This is a genomic window from Serratia sp. LACPHL-BACT-2024-00286 (assembly GCF_043109535.1).
Lineage (GTDB): Bacteria > Pseudomonadota > Gammaproteobacteria > Enterobacterales > Enterobacteriaceae > Serratia > Serratia sarumanii.
The window spans coordinates 1,297,945-1,314,031 of sequence record NZ_JBICNA010000001.1; the positions used below are offsets into that span (position 1 = coordinate 1,297,945).

Below are 16,087 nucleotides of genomic sequence, written 5' to 3' on the forward strand. Positions count from 1 at the left end.
AAGCACGTTTATTTTTGCCATGTCGAGTTTCCTGTATTGATAAAACAAGGCATAAAGCTTAAATTTCTCTTATTCAAAAAAAAATTAACTTACCTTTGAAATTATTAGAAACACACACTTCAAATTTAATTTCATGGTTCGTAAAACCTCAAAGGAGATAAATATGAGTCTTGTCAAAGTTACAGATAGTTGTGTCATCGACTTCCGGGACCACGGGAACTATTATAGTGGCACAGCCAAAGGAGGAGATGTAATCGGTGACATGGCGGCAATAATTGCCACATCCTTAAATGACCTGATTGAAAAGCTTAAGGGTGTTATGATTGAACCTGTCCCAGACATGGTCTGGGAGAGCATCCGAGACCAATTAACTAAAGATGGATATCGGTAACGGGTTATATTGAATGACAAATAATTCAAATTGATATTGTTTGCCTTGAACTAATTCCTATCAAAACATTATAACCGAATAGGTAACACATGAACATTGACGCACTTGACTACATAGTAAACAACGAGGTTGAAATCATTGAAGACTCGGCAAAGTCAGCCGGGGTAAAAGCTGGCTCTGCGGTCGGAGTATCGAAGCAAGTGGTTGCAGAAAAAACTGATAAAAACCTATCCGATGACCAAAGGTTTGTATTCGAGCGGGCTGTAAGGCCTTTAATTGAAGGTCTTACATGCAACAGAAAAATGCATGATGACAACGAAACAATTCTCTGTGGTGCCAGACTCCCTGACTCGCAGCTATATGACTATTATGCGAATGATGAAACTTATTGCGAAAACTGTCGCTCAGACTTAGATTATCAAGCTTATCGCTGGGATAAAATTAAGGACGAGTAAAGTCGTTCAGTAATCAGAACATCAAATTACGTTCCAAAAATCATCTAAGCGCGTCATTTTTTGACGCGCGTTATATAATAACGCTTAGCAATTATATTCTGCTAATTGATCTTCACACAGTCATACGTCGCATACTGGCGCGGCGCGTCCATGCTGGCCTGAAGTAATTGGGCATTTAAAAATGCTTTACCATCACGCTTGATGTACTCCAGCCCCACCCATTTGCCAGGTTGATTGGACGCAACCCTCCAATCAATTTTGATGTTGTCGTAGTCTTCTTTTGCCTTCAAAAACGTAACTTTTTGCGACTCTGGCTTAGCGTTGTTGATCCTGAACCACCCATCACTAGGCCCCGGAGTGAGTAGAAAAGGCCCGCATTGAGTATCCGCAAGGCAAGATGAAGAGATAAAAACTACGACTGCGGCGAATGCCTTCAACATTTAAACCGTCCTGTTCTTTGCTGAATCAGAAAGAAGATCAGCAGAGCCGAGCGCAAAGCACATCAGATCCATGTACCACGCCTGGCCCCGTGTGTCGCCAGTATAGTCGATCGCTTTCACGATATACACGCCGTCCGTAGCAATGCTGGAGGGCTGCTGCAGGGAACCGGCGACAACTCGATTTCCGTTCTGGTCGGTTTCGCTGATGCGGCCGCTGGATTGGGCAATCTCACTGTCGGATAGCGCTGCGCGGTAAACTGATGCCTGGTCGAGCTGGATCAGGCCATTAATGCGAATATTCGGGTTGATGAGGCAGCGCACGTTAACGCCGGCGCCCATCGTTTGCTGAGGCATGCCGATCAGCCCTGTTTCGCTGTTCAGCACGATAGCCTCGTGAATGTATTTGTTCTCGTTGACCATCTGCAGCTTGCCGTCAATCAGCTGCCAGGTGGCCTTACACATGCCGGCAACGGAGTCCATGACATCGCGCGCGGATTGGAACAGCGCCAGCCCGCGAGGAAAAACCGTATCAGGAAAAGTTCCGGTGATCCCCTGGGTGATGCCGTAGGCGCTGAAGCTTTTCAGGGCGGCATTGTACACGTCAGCCACGGTATAGCCGGCGGCGAGCGTGGTGTTAACCGTCGCATAGAGAAACGCCTCATGATCGCCCACGGCCTGAATCAGCACCCAGGAATCGGTCGGGTTGTCTTTGCCGGTGATCGTGAAGCGCAGATCTCCCTCAAAAATCAGGCCAAAGTTCTGGCCGTCCCGCTGGCCTGATTTCTTCGGGTCCACCGGCCGCGCTACGCCGACCTGAGTGGCGTCTGCATCTGGGGCTATCCCATCATAGCCGGCAATCATGCGGATTTTTGAAAACTCGCTGCCCAGAATCCGGTTTTGGGTATCCGGCGAAAGGTTGTAAATTTTGACGTTGGCGACGCGCGGCCACCGCGTATCGGCCCACTCAATGCGGAAAGTGACTTTAAAATCTGACAGGCTGATGCCGCTGCCCTGCTGGTCCAGCAGCTGCAGCTCAAAATGCCGCATCCAGTTCTGACTCATGCCCTACTCCTGCACAAAATAAAGATGGCTGCCGATCCCGAGGTTGGTTTTCGTCGGTAGCTCTGGTTCGTTGTTGTCGACCATGACGATCAGCGCACCGGTAAACCCCAGGTGCGCATGCTGCGCCAGCAGGTTGGCGCCAGGCACCAGCGGCACACTATTCACCAGCGCGCCGCCGGCGCTGTCCATGAGGTCGAGCAACCAGCCAGCCTCATCGCGCCAAGTCAGCCGCATATTCATCTGCTGGCCGCCCAGCGCGATCCCGAATTGCTGATTGTCCGGCGTCAGCGGAATTTCCTGAATGTTCACCCGAAACCTCCCAGCACTCCCAGCGCGCCGCGCTGCGCCTGGGAGAGCAAACTTTCGTTGACCGGCTTGGCCGATTTCGTGCCGGAGTTCTGCACCGCCGACGTGCTGACGCCGTCGGCCATGTTGGCTTTGTCCGCAACCGAAATGCTCTGCGTGCGGGAAATGATGACATTGCGCAGCGTCAGGACACACATCAGCACGTTTTCACTGGCGCGATCGGTCGTGACATCCAGCGAGCGGATCAGCATGTTCTGATACTGCCGTTTGCCGGTGGTGACGTCGAACGGCAAGCGGCTTTCTTGCAACGCGAGCAACTGCTTATAGACTTCTCGCGGGCCGCTGCTGAGCGTCCGCCCGCTGTTGATGTCGATAAACTGGGTTGTGTCGACGCCATCCAGCAGCGAGCCGCCGCCGGCGAAACCCAGCTCCATCGTCACCTCCGGCGGCCGCTTGTAGGCGTGGTCGCTGACAGGCGCGCCATCCTCGATCGGGTGCTCGGTGATCTCCAGCGTGTCGCTGTGTTTTTCCGAGATTGCCACGCTCGGGATGATGCCGCCGATCTTCCGGGTCTGCTGAGAAAACAGGACGGAGAGAATATCCATTATTGCGGCCTCGCATAGAGTTGCTGGGTCAGGCGGGAGTTCACGCCAGTTTGACGATCGGCGACTTCCATCCCTGCGCGCGCGGGATCGTTAACGCCGTGGATATTGATAACCGTCTGCTGATTCAGGCTGTTCCCGCCGGCGCCTGGCATGTTGCTGAGCACCCTAGGTATGTAGTTGCGCGTCTCCGCCGGCATCAGCCCCATGCCGTGCTTCTGAACGTTGCCGATCCCCCAGTTATAGGACGCCAGCGTTTTTTCCAGATCGCCGCCATTCATGCGCAGCAGCATACCCAGATAGCGAGCAGCGGCCGCCGCTGATTTGGACGGGTCGAAGACGTCATCGCCACGTAGCCCCATGTCCCGGGCGGTGCCAGGCATGAACTGGAACAAGCCTTTCGCGCCGGCACCGGAAACAGCAAACTGATTGCCGCCAGATTCGGTTAGCGCAACGCTGCGCAGCAGGCCCGCCGGCAGGTTGTACATTGCCTCGAGCTGCGTCAGTTTGGGCTGCAGCCATCCCAACAGCGCCGCCCCGGCTTTTGTAGCCTGCGGCCGGCGCACCGACTGGCCATATTGCGTAGGCTCACCACGGCGCCACGGCAGCAGTTTGCGCCCCCATTCGTCGGCCGTGTCACTGCCCGGGAGCTGGTTCAGGAAATTGGCGACGGGGTTGTTGGTCAGCCAGGAGTATTTCCCCTCGAGAGGTTTAACGACAGCCTCTTCGACCGCAAGCAAGCCGCCGATCACGCCGACTTTGCCCAGGCCGCCCATCGCTTTTGACAGGCCACCGACGCTTTTAGTCACGGAGCCGATCGCACTGACCATTTTCGCCGCCCAGGTAACAGCCACGAAACCGGCCAAAATTTCCAGCGCAGTTTTCCAGCCGCCGACGGCGTCTTTCAGTTCGAGCAGCTTGTCACGCAGCCAGATCATCGCGTTCTTGGCCTGGGTGATAGCCGGCTCCCACTTCGCCCAATCGATGAGGCTTTTGCCGCCTTCTTTCCAGGTACGGTAATCGTCCCACAGCAGGCCGATACCCACGATAAGCGCAGTGATCATCCCAATCGGCGACATAAGGAAAGCGCTATTCAACAGCCGCCAGGCAACCAGCAGCGCGCCGAAAATCCCGATCAGTTTGCGCGATTCGGTATCGAGGCTTTTCCACCAGGTGATCAACTGATCGATAGCCTGATAGCCACGGTAAAGCATCCGCCCGAAAACCTCGGCTAACCAGAGAACACCCCGAACAGTTTTGGTGATGAATCCCTCTATCTTCGGAAAATTGTCCATGATGCGCCGGCGCAGCGTATCCAGTGAGCCACTCAGGCCGCCGGCCAGATCTGAGCCGATTTTGTCTTTTGCCATGCCAAGCAGCGCGGTCAGGCTGCGCATGGAAGTCATGAATTTATTGGATTGCTGCGCCGCGCGGTCGGCGTTCAGGCCGGTGGCTTTCAGCATGCTCTGGTAATCGGCAGTAAAACCATTGATGCCGCGGCGCATGGCGAGGAGCGTGTTTTCGTCGATCCCCAGCATCTGCGCATACTGATTCGCTCGGTAATACGGCATGCTGCGCAGCTTATCGCCGACACCGGTAAAAATGGCGGCGGCATCGCGCATCTGGCCGTTCGCACCGCGCGTCTGTACGCCCAGGCGGTTCAGGAAACCTTCGGCACCCGGGTTGTTACGGATGAATCGCGCGAGGCTCTCCAGCGAGCCCTGTGCCGCGGCCGCGTCTGCTCCCATCTGCGAGGCGGCATATCCCAACGCGCGGATGCCCGCCACTGAGGCGCCGGTGCGCTGCGATGCAAAATAGACTTTATCCAGGCCATTGGCGATCTGCGTGGTGAAGCCGACGATCGTCAGCGCAGCCCCTTCTACAGCCGCCCCCATTTTGAGCACGTTCGCCGTGACGCCGGCGACAACAGCCGAGAATTTTCGCTCGCCGGTGGAGTCGATTTCGAATCCCAGAGAAATCAAAAAATCCTTGATGGTTTCAGCGTTCATTGATCCTCTCTCCACCTGGCGATCCGGGCTTCGTTATCCGCTTTCATGTCCAGGTAATCATTCATCAGCGCGACGTCGAACAAATCGAGGCGCCCATCCTTGAGCGCTTCAAAGCTGCACATGCCGGCATCCACCGGGCGTAACAGGTAATCCTCGCCGCCCGGCAGGACGTCCAGCGTCAGGCCGGCGGCTGGTCTTTCGTCTCGCTGTCGGGGAGTTCGGGCAAAAAATTTCCCAACGAGTCCCCGACCACGCGCGCGACGATCTGCAGCATGTCCATCATGTCGATGTCATCGAACATCAGTTGACCGCTGGTAAAGATCGACGTGTAGACGGTGCCATTCTGGCGTGACACCACCGTCAGGCAGGGATGAATAATCGCGTTGCTGTCATCGTCGCTGATGTCCGCCAGCGTTTGGGCGATCACCGGTAGCGCCACTTTGAGCGCATCCTCAATCGAAATCTGCCCGGTTTTCAGCTGGCGCAACACCTTAATTTCCCCCAGTAGGCCGGACAGCAGCGGCAGCAGCTTTCGGGAAACTTTCAACTGCTCGAAAACATTCAGCTTGGCCGCGCGGTATTTTTGGCCCTTAATTTCAAATTCCATGCATTACCCCTTAAAACGTGCCGAGCAGTTGGTCGATCTTGATGCAGTCGAACACCCAGGCGACGGTATTGCCGTCTTTGGCGTTCTGCCAATCCGGCAATTTCTTGAACGCGACGCCGCGCGCCGTGGTCACGTCGTTGCTGGATTTGTTGCGGATCACGATGACGTTGTTGCCCCAGGTCGCAGATGACAGCGACTGCGCGTTATACATCACCGACAGCTTGGCGTTCGTCGGGCTGGTTTTGAGTAGGTTGACGGTGATCGTCCCCGATTTGTCGGCGTGCAGGCTGTGCATCCCCTCACCATCGGCGCCGGTCACCATCGTGTTTTTGTCGCCGCCCATTGCAACGACGATCCCTTCGTCAGACGTCGCCGCACCGTTGCCGAGGTCAATCGAACCGCCGATGCCGGTGATATTGGCGGACACATCCAAAAAGCTATAAGTAGGCATTCCCCGGCTCCTTAGCGGTTAACGTTGATGATGACGTCGCCGAAGTGCACGGCGCCGGCCAGTTTGATTGCCACCTGCATCACCGGGGCTTTGCGGGCTTCGCGCTCCGCTTGCGCCTGCTGTGCAATCGGCGGGGAGTAGACGTAATACCCCTTTGTCAGCGTGTCGCCGGTATTCAGCGCGCCGAAACCGTCGCCACCCCACACGCCAGGCGCGATCAGACCGTTTTCAGCGCCCTGCGCCAGTGATGCTTCGACGTTGGTCAGCAGATCGGTAATGCCCTCATCGGTCTGAGGAACCTTTGTCGAGCTGGTATAGAGGCGGTTGTAGTAGTTGGTCTGAACGTAGTTCTGTAGCCAGTCCAGGCCGTGGCGCTCGTCAAAGAAATCAGCGTTACACATCACGCCTTCTTGCAGGATTGCAGTGTCGTTGTCGTAATTGACGAACACGTTGCAGTTTTTCTGCTGCAGGGTCAGCGCCTGGGTTTGTGTCAGCGTTTCCGCGACGATGCCCGGCTCTTGCTTAAATTTGATAGTGATCGTGGTGCGCCAGCCGGCGAAATTGACCGTAAAGGCACGGCCCAGAATCGATACCGCGGCGTAAGGGCTCTGGCTGGAATACTGCACGCAGGTTGTACCGAACGCGGCCGCCTTCAACCGGCTGGCAATATCCGTGTTGTTGTCCGCATCGAGCACGGCAGTGTTTTGCGCGGTATGGGCGTAGATGCGGGAAACATCATCGGATTGGATCAGGCCGGCAACGGCGAGCACATCATCATCAGAAATCGTTTCGGCGATATACAGGCCATACCATTTCGACGACAGGTCGATAAATTTCGCGACGCATTCAGCGATAGTTTCCGCCGGCTGGCGGGCGATAATTTTCGCGCCGGTGCCTTCAAGAATGCCCATCAGGATGGAGATGTCGGTGCCCGTGGCGTTTGGTGTCGCATAGCCAACGGCGGACGTCTCACCGGTGGTTTTCGACGTCACAACAAAGCGCGCGTTATTCGCATCCCAGACGACGGTCGCCGTGGTCAGCTTTTCCGCCACCCGGGCGGCGACGCCGTTCAGGTTGGTTTCTGCCGACAGGTCAACGCCGGATACCGTTTTTACCGTTCCATCGACGCTGATTTTCATCGCGCCATCGGTCACGGTTGTGAAATTGGTCATCGCCTGCTGCGCAGTATTCAGGATTGCCCCGCGCAACGCGGCGGCCGTGTCCACTTTTACCCAGCGGCCAACGTACAGATCAATAGGCTGCGGGCGCTGCCAGTAGTAAACCTGAGCGGCTAACGCCTCAGGCGCCTGGATGCCGAAGTCAGATTGCACGCCGGTAATGCCGGAATAAGCGCGCATCCGCTCGCTGGCGTCAATCACCGGCGATGCCCCGATAATCAGCAACGAACCAAAGTTTCGAGCCTGCGCCGCGCGCAAGGCCATATTAATCGCAACGCCGACGACGTTACGAACAGGTAACCCCTGCTGAGCCATAATTATTCTCCGAAGAATTTTACCGTTGCCTCTGCGATCGGCTTGATGCCGTACTCGCGGACAACCTTGCGGCGCAGGCGGACGGTAATGTCATACCGGCGCACCCACTGGTTGTTGATGAGTTCAGGGAAAGGAATGATGTCGCCGATGCTGCCGAGCGACAGACCGACGGCGATCAGCTGATCGTTGTTTTGTGACAGGGTCAAACCATCACGAAAAATTGACGCTATGCGCTGGCTATGCGGCCCATAGAACGACGCCAGGCACTCGGTCACCTCGTGGCGCCACAATTCCGCGCTGTCGTCGCTCTGCCGCGTAAACGCTGGATTATCATCACCGATAAAGCCGGAGATCCCCACGGCGCACCAGTCCACATCAGGCGGCATCAATGGTGGCTGTGTGGGTGTCCAGCGCGGCCGCACGTTGCCCGGCGGCAGCCCGGTTATACCGAGCACCCAACGATTTAGCGCACGTTCGAGCGCCTCATCATAATCAGGGCCGGGCGAAATTGGCGTCAGGTAACCGGCCTGCGTGCTGGTGTTATTGCTCAACGGGGATCCCTCCATCGAACGGCAGCAGCTCACAATGCGCCTGAACGAATCCCGCGCCGTAAGCCGTGTAAGGGTCGACAAAGGTCACACGGTAATCACGGTTCTGATAGGTCACGATGTCCGCGTCGCGTGCCGTCTGCCCAGCGGTGAGCCGCTCAGTGGTCACAATCAGGATTGCGCCGGTGACCACTTGCCCCGCTATCATGCGCCGCGCTTCGAGAGACCTATCGACGATAACCACTCCGGCAAACGGCATTTTAACCGGGGCATTGGTGGCGAAGCCGTCATCGTCTACGGTCTGCAGGTTGCGGGTGACAATCAGGGAGGTGTCGCAAAACTCGGGATCGAAAAGCACGTCTGTAACGTCAAGAGTTGGCATTTTTATCCCTCACGAGGTAGGTCATCGCGCGCCGGTATTGCCCCTCATCGATCAGGGGGCGAGCGTTGGCGTTGTCCGGCGCGTTGCCGGCGGCCCGGCTCTGCAATTCTTTAGCCGCACCTTTGCGCCCGCGGCGCGCCCGGGCTTTTAGCGTTGCTGGCGACAGCGGCGTAAAATCGGCGCTGGTCATGTAGCTTTTAACCGCCTGGCTGGCGACCGTGCCGGCCGACTCCAGCGCCGCAGTAGCAGCGCCGGCGCGACCATCAAACACCGCTTGCGCCGCGGCCTTCATTTTCGCGGTGGTCTCGGCATGCACCGATTTCACTCCGGGCTGAAGGTGCGGGCGCGCCGGGATGTTCTGCGCCGGCGATCCGTACTCGTTGATGTAGCCGATCTGTGCGTTTCCTATCCCGGGCTTTTCACCATCCTCCGGCTGTCGTTCTGATGCCGATTCAGGGATCCCGACCAAGACGTCGCGGCGCGCGATTTCATTCAACGCAGAAAAAACGGCCTGCGACCGATCGGCCCGCACCTTCAATCCGCTTTTCATAGCTGCCGCCCTCCCATGCCGAACATCTGGATCAACTGCCAGAATTCGGCGCCATAGCGGGTGTTGTTCCAGAAGCCCGCGTCCGGGTTCATCGTGGCGCTGCTGTCATAGCTCACGCTGACTTTGTCGACCGATTTCGACGACACAACGCCGCTATTCGCCCCGCCGCCACCGATCGCTGCCGCCCGGTTATCCGCCGCCTGGAGCGCCATGTAGTGCGCGACAAAAAGCTCGGCCAGGTATGGGAATACCTCGCCGAAATTGTTTTCATCGAGCAGTTGGTCAGCCAGATTTAAGCGGAATTGAATTTGAGCGTTGGGAAAGGTGACGGCGTTGCCGAACTGCGGGAAATCTTCGCGGAATTTATCGACGGTCGGCAGATGGTTATTTTTTGCCACCTTTCGCGCCCTCAGTCAGCGCCGCCGCCAGTTGCTTCTGCAGGTCGGCGATCGTGTCATCGCATTTGCCGATTGTGGCGACGTGCTCGGCGATGATCTGATCGCGTTCGTCACGTTCCGTCGTCAGATCGGCTACTTTGCTTTTTTCCTCCGCCAGCTGCTTCTGAAGGTCGGCGATCTGCGCCAGCACCTCCGCTGGCGCGCCGGCGTTGTCTGGTTGGCCGTCGTCGAGAATTTCCGCATATTCCTGGATGAACCAGTTTTCGGCTACCTCCGGCGCCACCGAGTGCACACCAACAGCGAACTTCTCCACCTCATAATTCAGGTGCGTGAAAGTGAATGGCGTATGTACGCGGATTTTTACCAGTGATTGCTTCATGTGCTTTTCCTATAAGCCCCTTGCGGGGCTGTTTTTAGATGCCGTCTACGTAAGCCAGAGTTTCGCGATATGGGGACTCAACGGCGCCCAGGCGGCCGTAGTACGTTGTCAGCTGGTAGATGCCGCGATACTGGATCGGGATGTTCTGCAGCGGAACCATTGGGAATCGCACGAACTTTTTGCTGTTGGTATAGGCCACCATGCGATCCTTGCCGGCTGCGCCCGCACCTTTCAGCCATTTCACGGCTCGGATGTTCAGCGGAACGCCGTTCTGGTGATAGGCGATGGTGTTGGTCTGCAGGTAGGTCAGCAGCGACTGGTTACCGGCAGACGACACGATGATGCTGGACAGCAGCGCAAACTGATCCGGCGGTAGCAGCAAATCGCGCGGGCAAATCGTGTAACCCGAGTTTGCCCAGGCGGCCGACAGTACGGAGTTGATCGACTGACGAATTTCGTCAGCGGTTGAGGCCGTCCAGACTTTCGGGGCGTTGGTGGTCAACACGCCGTTGTAGTTCACCAGGCCTTTCACGCCGATCAGCGTATCGCCGCGATAAACCTGCTCGTCGGTGTCCATGTTCCACTTCAGCTGCATGCCTTCGAATTTCTGGGCATCAACCGGGCGGCCGACCTGCTGCGCGGCAGCCAGCTCAACAACAGTCCAGCCAAGTTCCATCCCCCACAGGGTCAGCGGGAAACCGGTTTTGTTGATGTCGAGATTAACGGTCGCGATCTCGGTAGAGTTTTTGCCAATCCAGTTTTTGCCGTTCGGGTTTGGCGTGCCGGAGGCAGCAAGCTCGGTGTTGGTAAAGCTGGAAATGTCGTCAGCGATCGACACGTCCTCGCGCAGCTCAATATCGCGGCTCCACGTATAGCCCACCAGCGGCATATTCAGTTCTTGGTCGAGCCGTTCCAGCTCGCCGATCAGAAATGCGCCGGTGCTGTCTACGGTCGCCTGGTCATAGGTATGAAGTGACATAATCAGCGATTTCCTTAAATGTTGTATTCGATTTCGACGTTGCCAGCGGCATCACCGGGGCCGGTGAAAAATGCGGTCGGCAGGACGACGGTTTCATCAGCCACGGCTGCGGCCACTGGCGCGCCAAGCGGGCTCGTCGCGCTCGGGTTGGCGATGCGGATATTCACCGGCGCGCGCGGTGTGATGCCGGACGCGTCAACGCCGACATTCACGGTCATGTAGCCGCGGCGCAGGCGGTCGCCGGTGAGGTTTTTATCGGTGCCCACCTGGCGGACCAGATCAGGCGTCGAGGTGGTTGGGTACGGGCGAATGTAGAAGCCCAGGATCACGCCGACGGCGTCGCCGGCTTCCAGCGGCACGAAATAGCCGCCTACGTCTTTACCCGCCAGACCGTAAGCGCCGAACGCTTTGGCGTTATTCAGCGCGACAGGCTCTGCAGTGAGGTGATGAGGGCGTGAAACAGCCCCGGCGATGCCCGCAGGCATCCGGTACGTGTAAGCAGTCATCGGCTTTTACCTTATTTTTTCCAGTATTCGGCGAAGGCTTTGTTCAGCGCTGCCGGTGAGTTGCGGTTTTGATGGTCGAAGGTGCGCAGCTGGGTTGCGGGCTGGTTGGCGCGCTTGGCGATTTCGCTGGCCGCGGTAAAGGCGGCATCCAGCGACGCTTTCGGCATGGATTTAAAATCGGGCTTGTCGCCGACCAACGGGACAAGGATCTGTGCGCCTTTTTGCGTGCGGAATGCAGCATCGAGCACCTCGCGTTTAAAGGTCGCCAGCTTTCCACCTTCCGGCAGCTTGATCCCCGGAACCAGCAATTCAGCCCGGGCGATCACCGCCTGCTGATAGCCGGCGTCAGTGGTCGCCTTTTTCTTTTCCTCTTCGTCGTCATCGTCGCCGGGTTCTCCGTCGTTCGTGCCGCCGCCTTCCAATTTATCCAGGCGCGCGAGAATGGCTTGCGCCCAGGCTGGCACGTCCTCCTCGCCATCTTTAGTAATACCCGGGCCGCCGCCCATCTCCGGATCCTTATCCGGTAGTGGGTATTGCGGGCTGATGTTGATGTTGATGGCCTTGGGCAAATCGCCCCCGCCCTCGCCATCATCGGTGGTGAGTTCGGCCGGCGCATTACTCATGGCCTCTTCGATCGCCGCATTGTCTTTGGTTTTCAGCGCGCGGCGCAGCGAATCAAACCACGTTTTTTTAGTTGCCATTGTTCTGCTATCTCCAATTGAACAGCGGATTCCCGCGCGGCCGGCAGGAACCAGCGCGACATGATTGCCGACAATGTCGTATTGCTCGGCTTTTCCCGGGGCCGTCTGCCGATATTCGGCGTCGTACCCGCAGGAGATTTGGTCCACGCCCTGATAAATCGCCTGGATGGCCTCGCTGCTTTTCACAACGAGATCTGCCAGCAACAAATCCGACTGTTCGCCGGTGCCGCGGCGGATATTGGTCGCGTGGCCGTGGGCGTTCTCCCGCCAGTTTGACGGGTTGACCATTTGCTCAGGGTGTAAAACGGTGAACGTCATCCCCTCAAATGAGGCGATCGTCTCTGGGCGGAAAACTTCTTCGGGGGAGCGATAAACGGAAATTTCGCCATCGCTGTCAGGCTCGATCTCGTCGAGTTCTGCGGCGTTGTAGACCTGCCAGCCAACCCGCGCGATCGGTACGGCTTCGCACAATAGGGAGCCGTCGGCTAACTCGTAACGGGTGTTACCGAGCCGGGTATTAAAGAAATATTTCATGGGTTATTTTTCCGGGATGACAACTTCGCAGTAACAGCGGCAGTTAGGCAGCGCGCCGGCGTGGCCGGTCATGCCGTCAAGCGTTGGCGGGTCACCCCAGCGGACGAATTTGCCTTCCATTTTGGCGTGAGAGTGCCTGACGTCGCCGTCGTGTGCCGTTCGCCAGATGTAACCCTCGGAGCCAATAGCGGTCGCTCGGGCTTGCGTCAGCGCCTGCGTGGCGCGGCCTATTTCCGTCCTGGCGATCAGCTTCGCGCGTGACCAGGCAACATCACCGCTTCGGAAAATTTCAGCGGCAAAATCTTTGCTGCGCTCGCCGCTGATCATCGCCTCAATGGCTCGGGCGTGGATCCCGCTCACCCGGTCAGCCGCATGCAGCGGCAGCGACTTCATCAGCTTGATGTTCTCCTCAACGATATTGCGCGCCACCTGGCCTACTGAGGTGCTCTCCATCTGAAAACGCAGCCCGGCAGAAATTTCCTGCGAAATCTGGCGCCACTGCGTCGCCTCTCGGCGCGCGACGGCATCAAACATTTTCAGGGCAACGGATTCCGCCCAGGGGGCGATCAGTTCGGAGTAACGGGTCAAGCGGGTGTTGATGAGGATGACGGAATTATCGGAACCATCGTAAGAAGTCGAGACGATGTCCCCGACCACCTGCGCTATCTTTCGTAGCTGCGTTGCGTACTGGCGGTGTAGCCCCTTCGGCGTCTGGGTCGAGATCGTTGCCCTCGAACGCCGGCGGGTCGATGTCCTGCGCATTTTCGATGTCCTCGTCGGTGATGGTTGAACCTACGCCGGTGATCCGTGACGATTCCTTCAACTGCTGCGCGCCGGCTTTTGGCGTCATCAGCCCGGCGTCGACGGCTTTCACTACCGCATCAACCGTGTTCACGGCCACGCCTGCGCGATCGGGTTCACTCATCTGCCACAGCGGATTAAATTCGAAGGCAAAATCGTCGGGCAGTGGCCGACTGAACAGCGACATGTGCAGCACCTGCATGACTTTATGCAGCGGGCGGCGCAGCCGGCGCTCCTGCTGTGTGCTGACGTTGTCGTAGTAGTTGGAGAGGTCGGTTTCACCGGTCGAGAATCCGGCCGGTGACTGGCCGAACAGGCGCACCAGTGGAATACCTACCGCGCCAGCGACCTGCTGGCCGAACTGCGCCAGAACGTCGGACAGGCCGGCGAACGTGTAGCTGTGGGTCGCGAATTCATCCTCGGCATCCATGACCGTCATCCCTTCGATGCTTTGGTACTGACGGATCATGTCCATGTGGGCCATCAACCCTTTGTATGCCGCGGTGTTCTGTCCCATGCCCAGCACTGAGCGCAGACCTTTTATCGAATAGGTTCGCAGGTGTGCTTTGTAGACCAGCTGCGCGGCGCCGGTGGTGGCGCTATCGAATGCCATCAGACGATCGAAGATGCGCTCAACCACCGATTGCCCCCAATCGTTCTCGGTCAGCATCTGCTGATAAGGCAGCGTGACGCCGTCGAAACGGATGATCCGGCTGTAGTGGATTTTCCACGGGGGGATCCCGGTTGCCGTCGTCACCACCTGATAAAATTTTGGTGTGCCGAAATCCGGCCCCATGTCGGTGACGCGGTCTTGCGTGGTCGGAGTAACCATCCAGCGATCGAGGACCATCACGCCGCGGAACGCGCCCGGGCCGACCGTTTCCATGCGCAGCGGCGAGCTCATGTCCTGCCCGTCAATCAAGATGACGCCGATCGCGCCGCCATAGAGCCGGCCCCACTTAATCGTGTCGTTCAGGCGATCCCAGAGCGCCAATTCCTCCCAGGCGTTATCCAGCTTGGATTTTTCTTCAGGCTTCAAACCGCCAGTGATCGTGATGCCTTTGCGGGTCATGTCATCAGCGACGGCATCCACGGCCACGCCCACCAGCCAGGAACTACGGTATGCGTTCTCGATCTGCAGGCGGTTGCGGCTGGTCCAATTCGGCTGATAGGTGCCGTCGCTGCTCATATTGGGCGTGCGAAGCCCCAGGCGCGCCGTGAAATTCTGGTAACTGTCCCGGAACCACGCGCGCACCCCGTCTTTTTTTTGGCTCATGCGTCTTGTCTACCCAATTGCGCCCAGGTGCCGAGGCCGTCGGAGCTGGTGATATAACCGTCCAGCGAGTAGCGCACCGCATCCCAGCAGTGGTTGTGTTTGTCGAGGACGATCGGTAACACCTCACCCGTGAGGCGGTCTGTTTTGTAGGAATAAAGCCGGGCCTCGTCGATCATGTGCTTGCACCGCTCATGGATGACGATTTCTTCGAAGCCGCGGAGGTAGGTGATCCCGTCCTCAACGCTGCCGGCCCATTTCGTGGCGCCGTCGATGTTGAAGCCTTGCCGCGCCATGTAGCTGATCGTTTCGGGGCGGCTGCAGTCGCCATGAATCGGCCATTTGCGAGCCTCGGGGATCGAATCGTAAAACTGCGGCATTTCGTCCAGCTCAACGCCGACGCCGTAGGCTTCGTATTCGATATAGAGTTTTCGCCCGATGATGAAGCAGCGGATCAGCGTTGAAGGGTCTTGCGAGAAGCCGAAGTCGGCGCCATAAAAAAGCCGGTCGGCCTGCAGATAGAGATCGTCAGGAAATGCCTCGACGCGATATTTCCCGGAGAAAATAACCGCCTCACTGAGCGCCTTCGGCAGCCCTAACCAGATGTGCTCATAGGCTTCATAGTCAACGCGCTTGCAATACTCCATTTCCTGCCGCAGCACGTCCGGGAAAAACGCGTTATCGGGATAATTGACCTGGCGAATGATGACGCCGCCGTCCGGGGGATCGACTTCGTGGCGCTTCATCAGGGTGTATGTCGGGTCGGTGGCTTCCCGCGGGTTGTACGAAACCCAGACCTCGGAATTATTGGCGCGCACCGTCGGGCCGAGAACGTCCCAGCTATCCTGGGAAACGGTCTGTGCTTCCTCCACCCAACAAATTTTGATGCCAAACATCGATTTGATGGATTGCAGGTTGGTGCGCAGCCCTTTGAACGTGAAGCGGGTGCCGTTGCGCCCGGTGATCTCGTTATTTTTTACGGTGTAGAAATGGTTGAGGCCCAAGGCATAAATTTCGGCCTCCAGCAGCGCCAGCACAGAATCGCTGATTGAGTTCTGGAATTCGCGGGCGCAGAGAATGATCATCGGATCGATAGCGCCAAGGATAACCAGCGCGCGAGCAATCTCTACCGATTTACCACCGCCGCGGCCGCCGTAGGTCCAGCGCCAGCGCACGGAACCGATCTGGGTGTCGTACAGGACATCTGTCGCCCAGTCACT

The 16,087-nt window shown here is 57.5% G+C and carries 22 protein-coding genes; 2 read left to right on the forward strand and 20 right to left on the reverse strand.

Features of this window, described 5'->3' with window-relative positions:
* The first annotated feature begins 163 nt into the window (after window positions 1–163).
* Both ACF8MC_RS06165 and ACF8MC_RS06170 read left to right on the forward strand, forming a co-directional pair.
* Window positions 164–391 (forward strand): hypothetical protein, encoded by a 228-nt coding sequence (locus ACF8MC_RS06165; protein WP_287146071.1) that lies wholly within the window; start codon window positions 164–166, stop codon window positions 389–391.
* An 89-nt stretch (window positions 392–480) separates the two neighbouring features.
* Window positions 481–846, forward strand: coding sequence for a hypothetical protein (locus ACF8MC_RS06170; RefSeq protein WP_079451383.1), 366 nt, complete (start codon window positions 481–483; stop codon window positions 844–846).
* A 101-nt stretch (window positions 847–947) separates the two neighbouring features.
* On the opposite strand, the gene ACF8MC_RS06175 is transcribed toward ACF8MC_RS06170, so the two are convergent.
* The 20 genes from ACF8MC_RS06175 to ACF8MC_RS06270 are packed head-to-tail and all read right to left on the reverse strand — an operon-like array spanning window position 948 to window position 16,042.
* Window positions 948–1,286, reverse strand: a complete 339-nt coding sequence (locus ACF8MC_RS06175; RefSeq protein ID WP_287146074.1) for a hypothetical protein — start codon at window positions 1,284–1,286, stop codon at window positions 948–950.
* Entirely contained in the window at window positions 1,287–2,348 is a 1,062-nt protein-coding gene (locus ACF8MC_RS06180) for a hypothetical protein (protein ID WP_287146075.1), read from the reverse strand. It lies immediately after the preceding gene.
* Window positions 2,349–2,351: 3 nt separating this feature from the next.
* On the reverse strand, window positions 2,352–2,657 hold the full coding sequence (locus tag ACF8MC_RS06185) for a phage baseplate plug protein (protein WP_060445566.1): 306 nt from the start codon (window positions 2,655–2,657) through the stop codon (window positions 2,352–2,354).
* Window positions 2,654–3,259, reverse strand: coding sequence for a phage baseplate protein (locus tag ACF8MC_RS06190; protein ID WP_164105778.1), 606 nt, complete (start codon window positions 3,257–3,259; stop codon window positions 2,654–2,656). The genes ACF8MC_RS06185 and ACF8MC_RS06190 overlap by 4 nt, the downstream gene beginning before the upstream one ends.
* Window positions 3,259–5,265, reverse strand: coding sequence for a lytic transglycosylase domain-containing protein (locus ACF8MC_RS06195; RefSeq protein WP_164105779.1), 2,007 nt, complete (start codon window positions 5,263–5,265; stop codon window positions 3,259–3,261). The genes ACF8MC_RS06190 and ACF8MC_RS06195 overlap by 1 nt, the downstream gene beginning before the upstream one ends.
* A complete protein-coding gene (locus tag ACF8MC_RS06200; RefSeq protein WP_015377522.1) occupies window positions 5,262–5,387 on the reverse strand; it encodes a DUF6889 family protein in 126 nt (41 codons plus the stop codon). The genes ACF8MC_RS06195 and ACF8MC_RS06200 overlap by 4 nt, the downstream gene beginning before the upstream one ends.
* 56 nt (window positions 5,388–5,443) lie before the next feature.
* Window positions 5,444–5,872: a phage tail assembly chaperone gene (locus ACF8MC_RS06205; RefSeq protein ID WP_103101205.1), complete on the reverse strand. Its 429-nt coding sequence runs from the start codon at window positions 5,870–5,872 to the stop codon at window positions 5,444–5,446.
* Window positions 5,873–5,882: 10 nt separating this feature from the next.
* A complete protein-coding gene (locus ACF8MC_RS06210; RefSeq protein ID WP_060424625.1) occupies window positions 5,883–6,323 on the reverse strand; it encodes a phage structural protein in 441 nt (146 codons plus the stop codon).
* A gap of 11 nt (window positions 6,324–6,334) precedes the next feature.
* Window positions 6,335–7,816 (reverse strand): DUF3383 domain-containing protein, encoded by a 1,482-nt coding sequence (locus ACF8MC_RS06215; protein ID WP_164105780.1) that lies wholly within the window; start codon window positions 7,814–7,816, stop codon window positions 6,335–6,337.
* A 2-nt stretch (window positions 7,817–7,818) separates the two neighbouring features.
* The gene (locus ACF8MC_RS06220; RefSeq protein WP_080435746.1) at window positions 7,819–8,367 is read right to left on the reverse strand and encodes a hypothetical protein; all 549 of its coding nucleotides are present in this window, start codon (window positions 8,365–8,367) and stop codon (window positions 7,819–7,821) included.
* Window positions 8,357–8,746: a head-tail adaptor gene (locus ACF8MC_RS06225; protein WP_164105781.1), complete on the reverse strand. Its 390-nt coding sequence runs from the start codon at window positions 8,744–8,746 to the stop codon at window positions 8,357–8,359. Before ACF8MC_RS06225 ends, ACF8MC_RS06220 begins: the two co-directional genes overlap by 11 nt.
* Complete coding sequence (locus ACF8MC_RS06230; RefSeq protein ID WP_164105782.1) at window positions 8,733–9,296, reverse strand: hypothetical protein; 564 nt, start codon at window positions 9,294–9,296, stop codon at window positions 8,733–8,735. The genes ACF8MC_RS06225 and ACF8MC_RS06230 overlap by 14 nt, the downstream gene beginning before the upstream one ends.
* Window positions 9,293–9,694: a DUF4054 domain-containing protein gene (locus ACF8MC_RS06235; RefSeq protein WP_164105783.1), complete on the reverse strand. Its 402-nt coding sequence runs from the start codon at window positions 9,692–9,694 to the stop codon at window positions 9,293–9,295. Before ACF8MC_RS06235 ends, ACF8MC_RS06230 begins: the two co-directional genes overlap by 4 nt.
* Window positions 9,681–10,073: a hypothetical protein gene (locus ACF8MC_RS06240; protein ID WP_103773933.1), complete on the reverse strand. Its 393-nt coding sequence runs from the start codon at window positions 10,071–10,073 to the stop codon at window positions 9,681–9,683. The genes ACF8MC_RS06235 and ACF8MC_RS06240 overlap by 14 nt, the downstream gene beginning before the upstream one ends.
* Before the next feature lie 34 nt (window positions 10,074–10,107).
* A complete protein-coding gene (locus ACF8MC_RS06245; protein WP_060450631.1) occupies window positions 10,108–11,052 on the reverse strand; it encodes a DUF2184 domain-containing protein in 945 nt (314 codons plus the stop codon).
* 14 nt (window positions 11,053–11,066) lie between these two features.
* Window positions 11,067–11,558 (reverse strand): hypothetical protein, encoded by a 492-nt coding sequence (locus ACF8MC_RS06250; RefSeq protein ID WP_060437628.1) that lies wholly within the window; start codon window positions 11,556–11,558, stop codon window positions 11,067–11,069.
* An 11-nt stretch (window positions 11,559–11,569) separates the two neighbouring features.
* Window positions 11,570–12,793 carry a DUF2213 domain-containing protein gene (locus ACF8MC_RS06255; protein WP_164105784.1) on the reverse strand — a complete coding sequence of 408 codons (1,224 nt, stop codon included), beginning with the start codon at window positions 12,791–12,793 and terminating at the stop codon, window positions 11,570–11,572.
* A gap of 3 nt (window positions 12,794–12,796) precedes the next feature.
* On the reverse strand, window positions 12,797–13,450 hold the full coding sequence (locus tag ACF8MC_RS06260; RefSeq protein WP_079007612.1) for a phage minor head protein: 654 nt from the start codon (window positions 13,448–13,450) through the stop codon (window positions 12,797–12,799).
* Window positions 13,407–14,870, reverse strand: coding sequence for a DUF1073 domain-containing protein (locus ACF8MC_RS06265; protein WP_164105785.1), 1,464 nt, complete (start codon window positions 14,868–14,870; stop codon window positions 13,407–13,409). Before ACF8MC_RS06265 ends, ACF8MC_RS06260 begins: the two co-directional genes overlap by 44 nt.
* Window positions 14,867–16,042, reverse strand: coding sequence for a PBSX family phage terminase large subunit (locus tag ACF8MC_RS06270; RefSeq protein WP_015377508.1), 1,176 nt, complete (start codon window positions 16,040–16,042; stop codon window positions 14,867–14,869). Before ACF8MC_RS06270 ends, ACF8MC_RS06265 begins: the two co-directional genes overlap by 4 nt.
* Window positions 16,043–16,087 lie beyond the last annotated feature (45 nt).

What these genes read in the sequence shown, in the direction of transcription:
- ACF8MC_RS06165 (WP_287146071.1), top strand. Translation starts at nt 164, where the DNA reads ATGAGTCTTGTCAAAGTTACAGATAGTTGTGTCATCGACTTCCGGGAC.
- ACF8MC_RS06170 (WP_079451383.1), top strand. Translation starts at nt 481, where the DNA reads ATGAACATTGACGCACTTGACTACATAGTAAACAACGAGGTTGAAATC.
- ACF8MC_RS06175 (WP_287146074.1), bottom strand. Translation starts at nt 1,286, where the DNA reads ATGTTGAAGGCATTCGCCGCAGTCGTAGTTTTTATCTCTTCATCTTGC.
- ACF8MC_RS06180 (WP_287146075.1), bottom strand. Translation starts at nt 2,348, where the DNA reads ATGAGTCAGAACTGGATGCGGCATTTTGAGCTGCAGCTGCTGGACCAG.
- ACF8MC_RS06190 (WP_164105778.1), bottom strand. Translation starts at nt 3,259, where the DNA reads ATGGATATTCTCTCCGTCCTGTTTTCTCAGCAGACCCGGAAGATCGGC.
- ACF8MC_RS06195 (WP_164105779.1), bottom strand. Translation starts at nt 5,265, where the DNA reads ATGAACGCTGAAACCATCAAGGATTTTTTGATTTCTCTGGGATTCGAA.
- ACF8MC_RS06200 (WP_015377522.1), bottom strand. Translation starts at nt 5,387, where the DNA reads ATGTGCAGCTTTGAAGCGCTCAAGGATGGGCGCCTCGATTTGTTCGAC.
- ACF8MC_RS06205 (WP_103101205.1), bottom strand. Translation starts at nt 5,872, where the DNA reads ATGGAATTTGAAATTAAGGGCCAAAAATACCGCGCGGCCAAGCTGAAT.
- ACF8MC_RS06210 (WP_060424625.1), bottom strand. Translation starts at nt 6,323, where the DNA reads ATGCCTACTTATAGCTTTTTGGATGTGTCCGCCAATATCACCGGCATC.
- ACF8MC_RS06215 (WP_164105780.1), bottom strand. Translation starts at nt 7,816, where the DNA reads ATGGCTCAGCAGGGGTTACCTGTTCGTAACGTCGTCGGCGTTGCGATT.
- ACF8MC_RS06225 (WP_164105781.1), bottom strand. Translation starts at nt 8,746, where the DNA reads ATGCCAACTCTTGACGTTACAGACGTGCTTTTCGATCCCGAGTTTTGC.
- ACF8MC_RS06230 (WP_164105782.1), bottom strand. Translation starts at nt 9,296, where the DNA reads ATGAAAAGCGGATTGAAGGTGCGGGCCGATCGGTCGCAGGCCGTTTTT.
- ACF8MC_RS06240 (WP_103773933.1), bottom strand. Translation starts at nt 10,073, where the DNA reads ATGAAGCAATCACTGGTAAAAATCCGCGTACATACGCCATTCACTTTC.
- ACF8MC_RS06245 (WP_060450631.1), bottom strand. Translation starts at nt 11,052, where the DNA reads ATGTCACTTCATACCTATGACCAGGCGACCGTAGACAGCACCGGCGCA.
- ACF8MC_RS06250 (WP_060437628.1), bottom strand. Translation starts at nt 11,558, where the DNA reads ATGACTGCTTACACGTACCGGATGCCTGCGGGCATCGCCGGGGCTGTT.
- ACF8MC_RS06255 (WP_164105784.1), bottom strand. Translation starts at nt 12,793, where the DNA reads ATGAAATATTTCTTTAATACCCGGCTCGGTAACACCCGTTACGAGTTA.
- ACF8MC_RS06265 (WP_164105785.1), bottom strand. Translation starts at nt 14,870, where the DNA reads ATGAGCCAAAAAAAAGACGGGGTGCGCGCGTGGTTCCGGGACAGTTAC.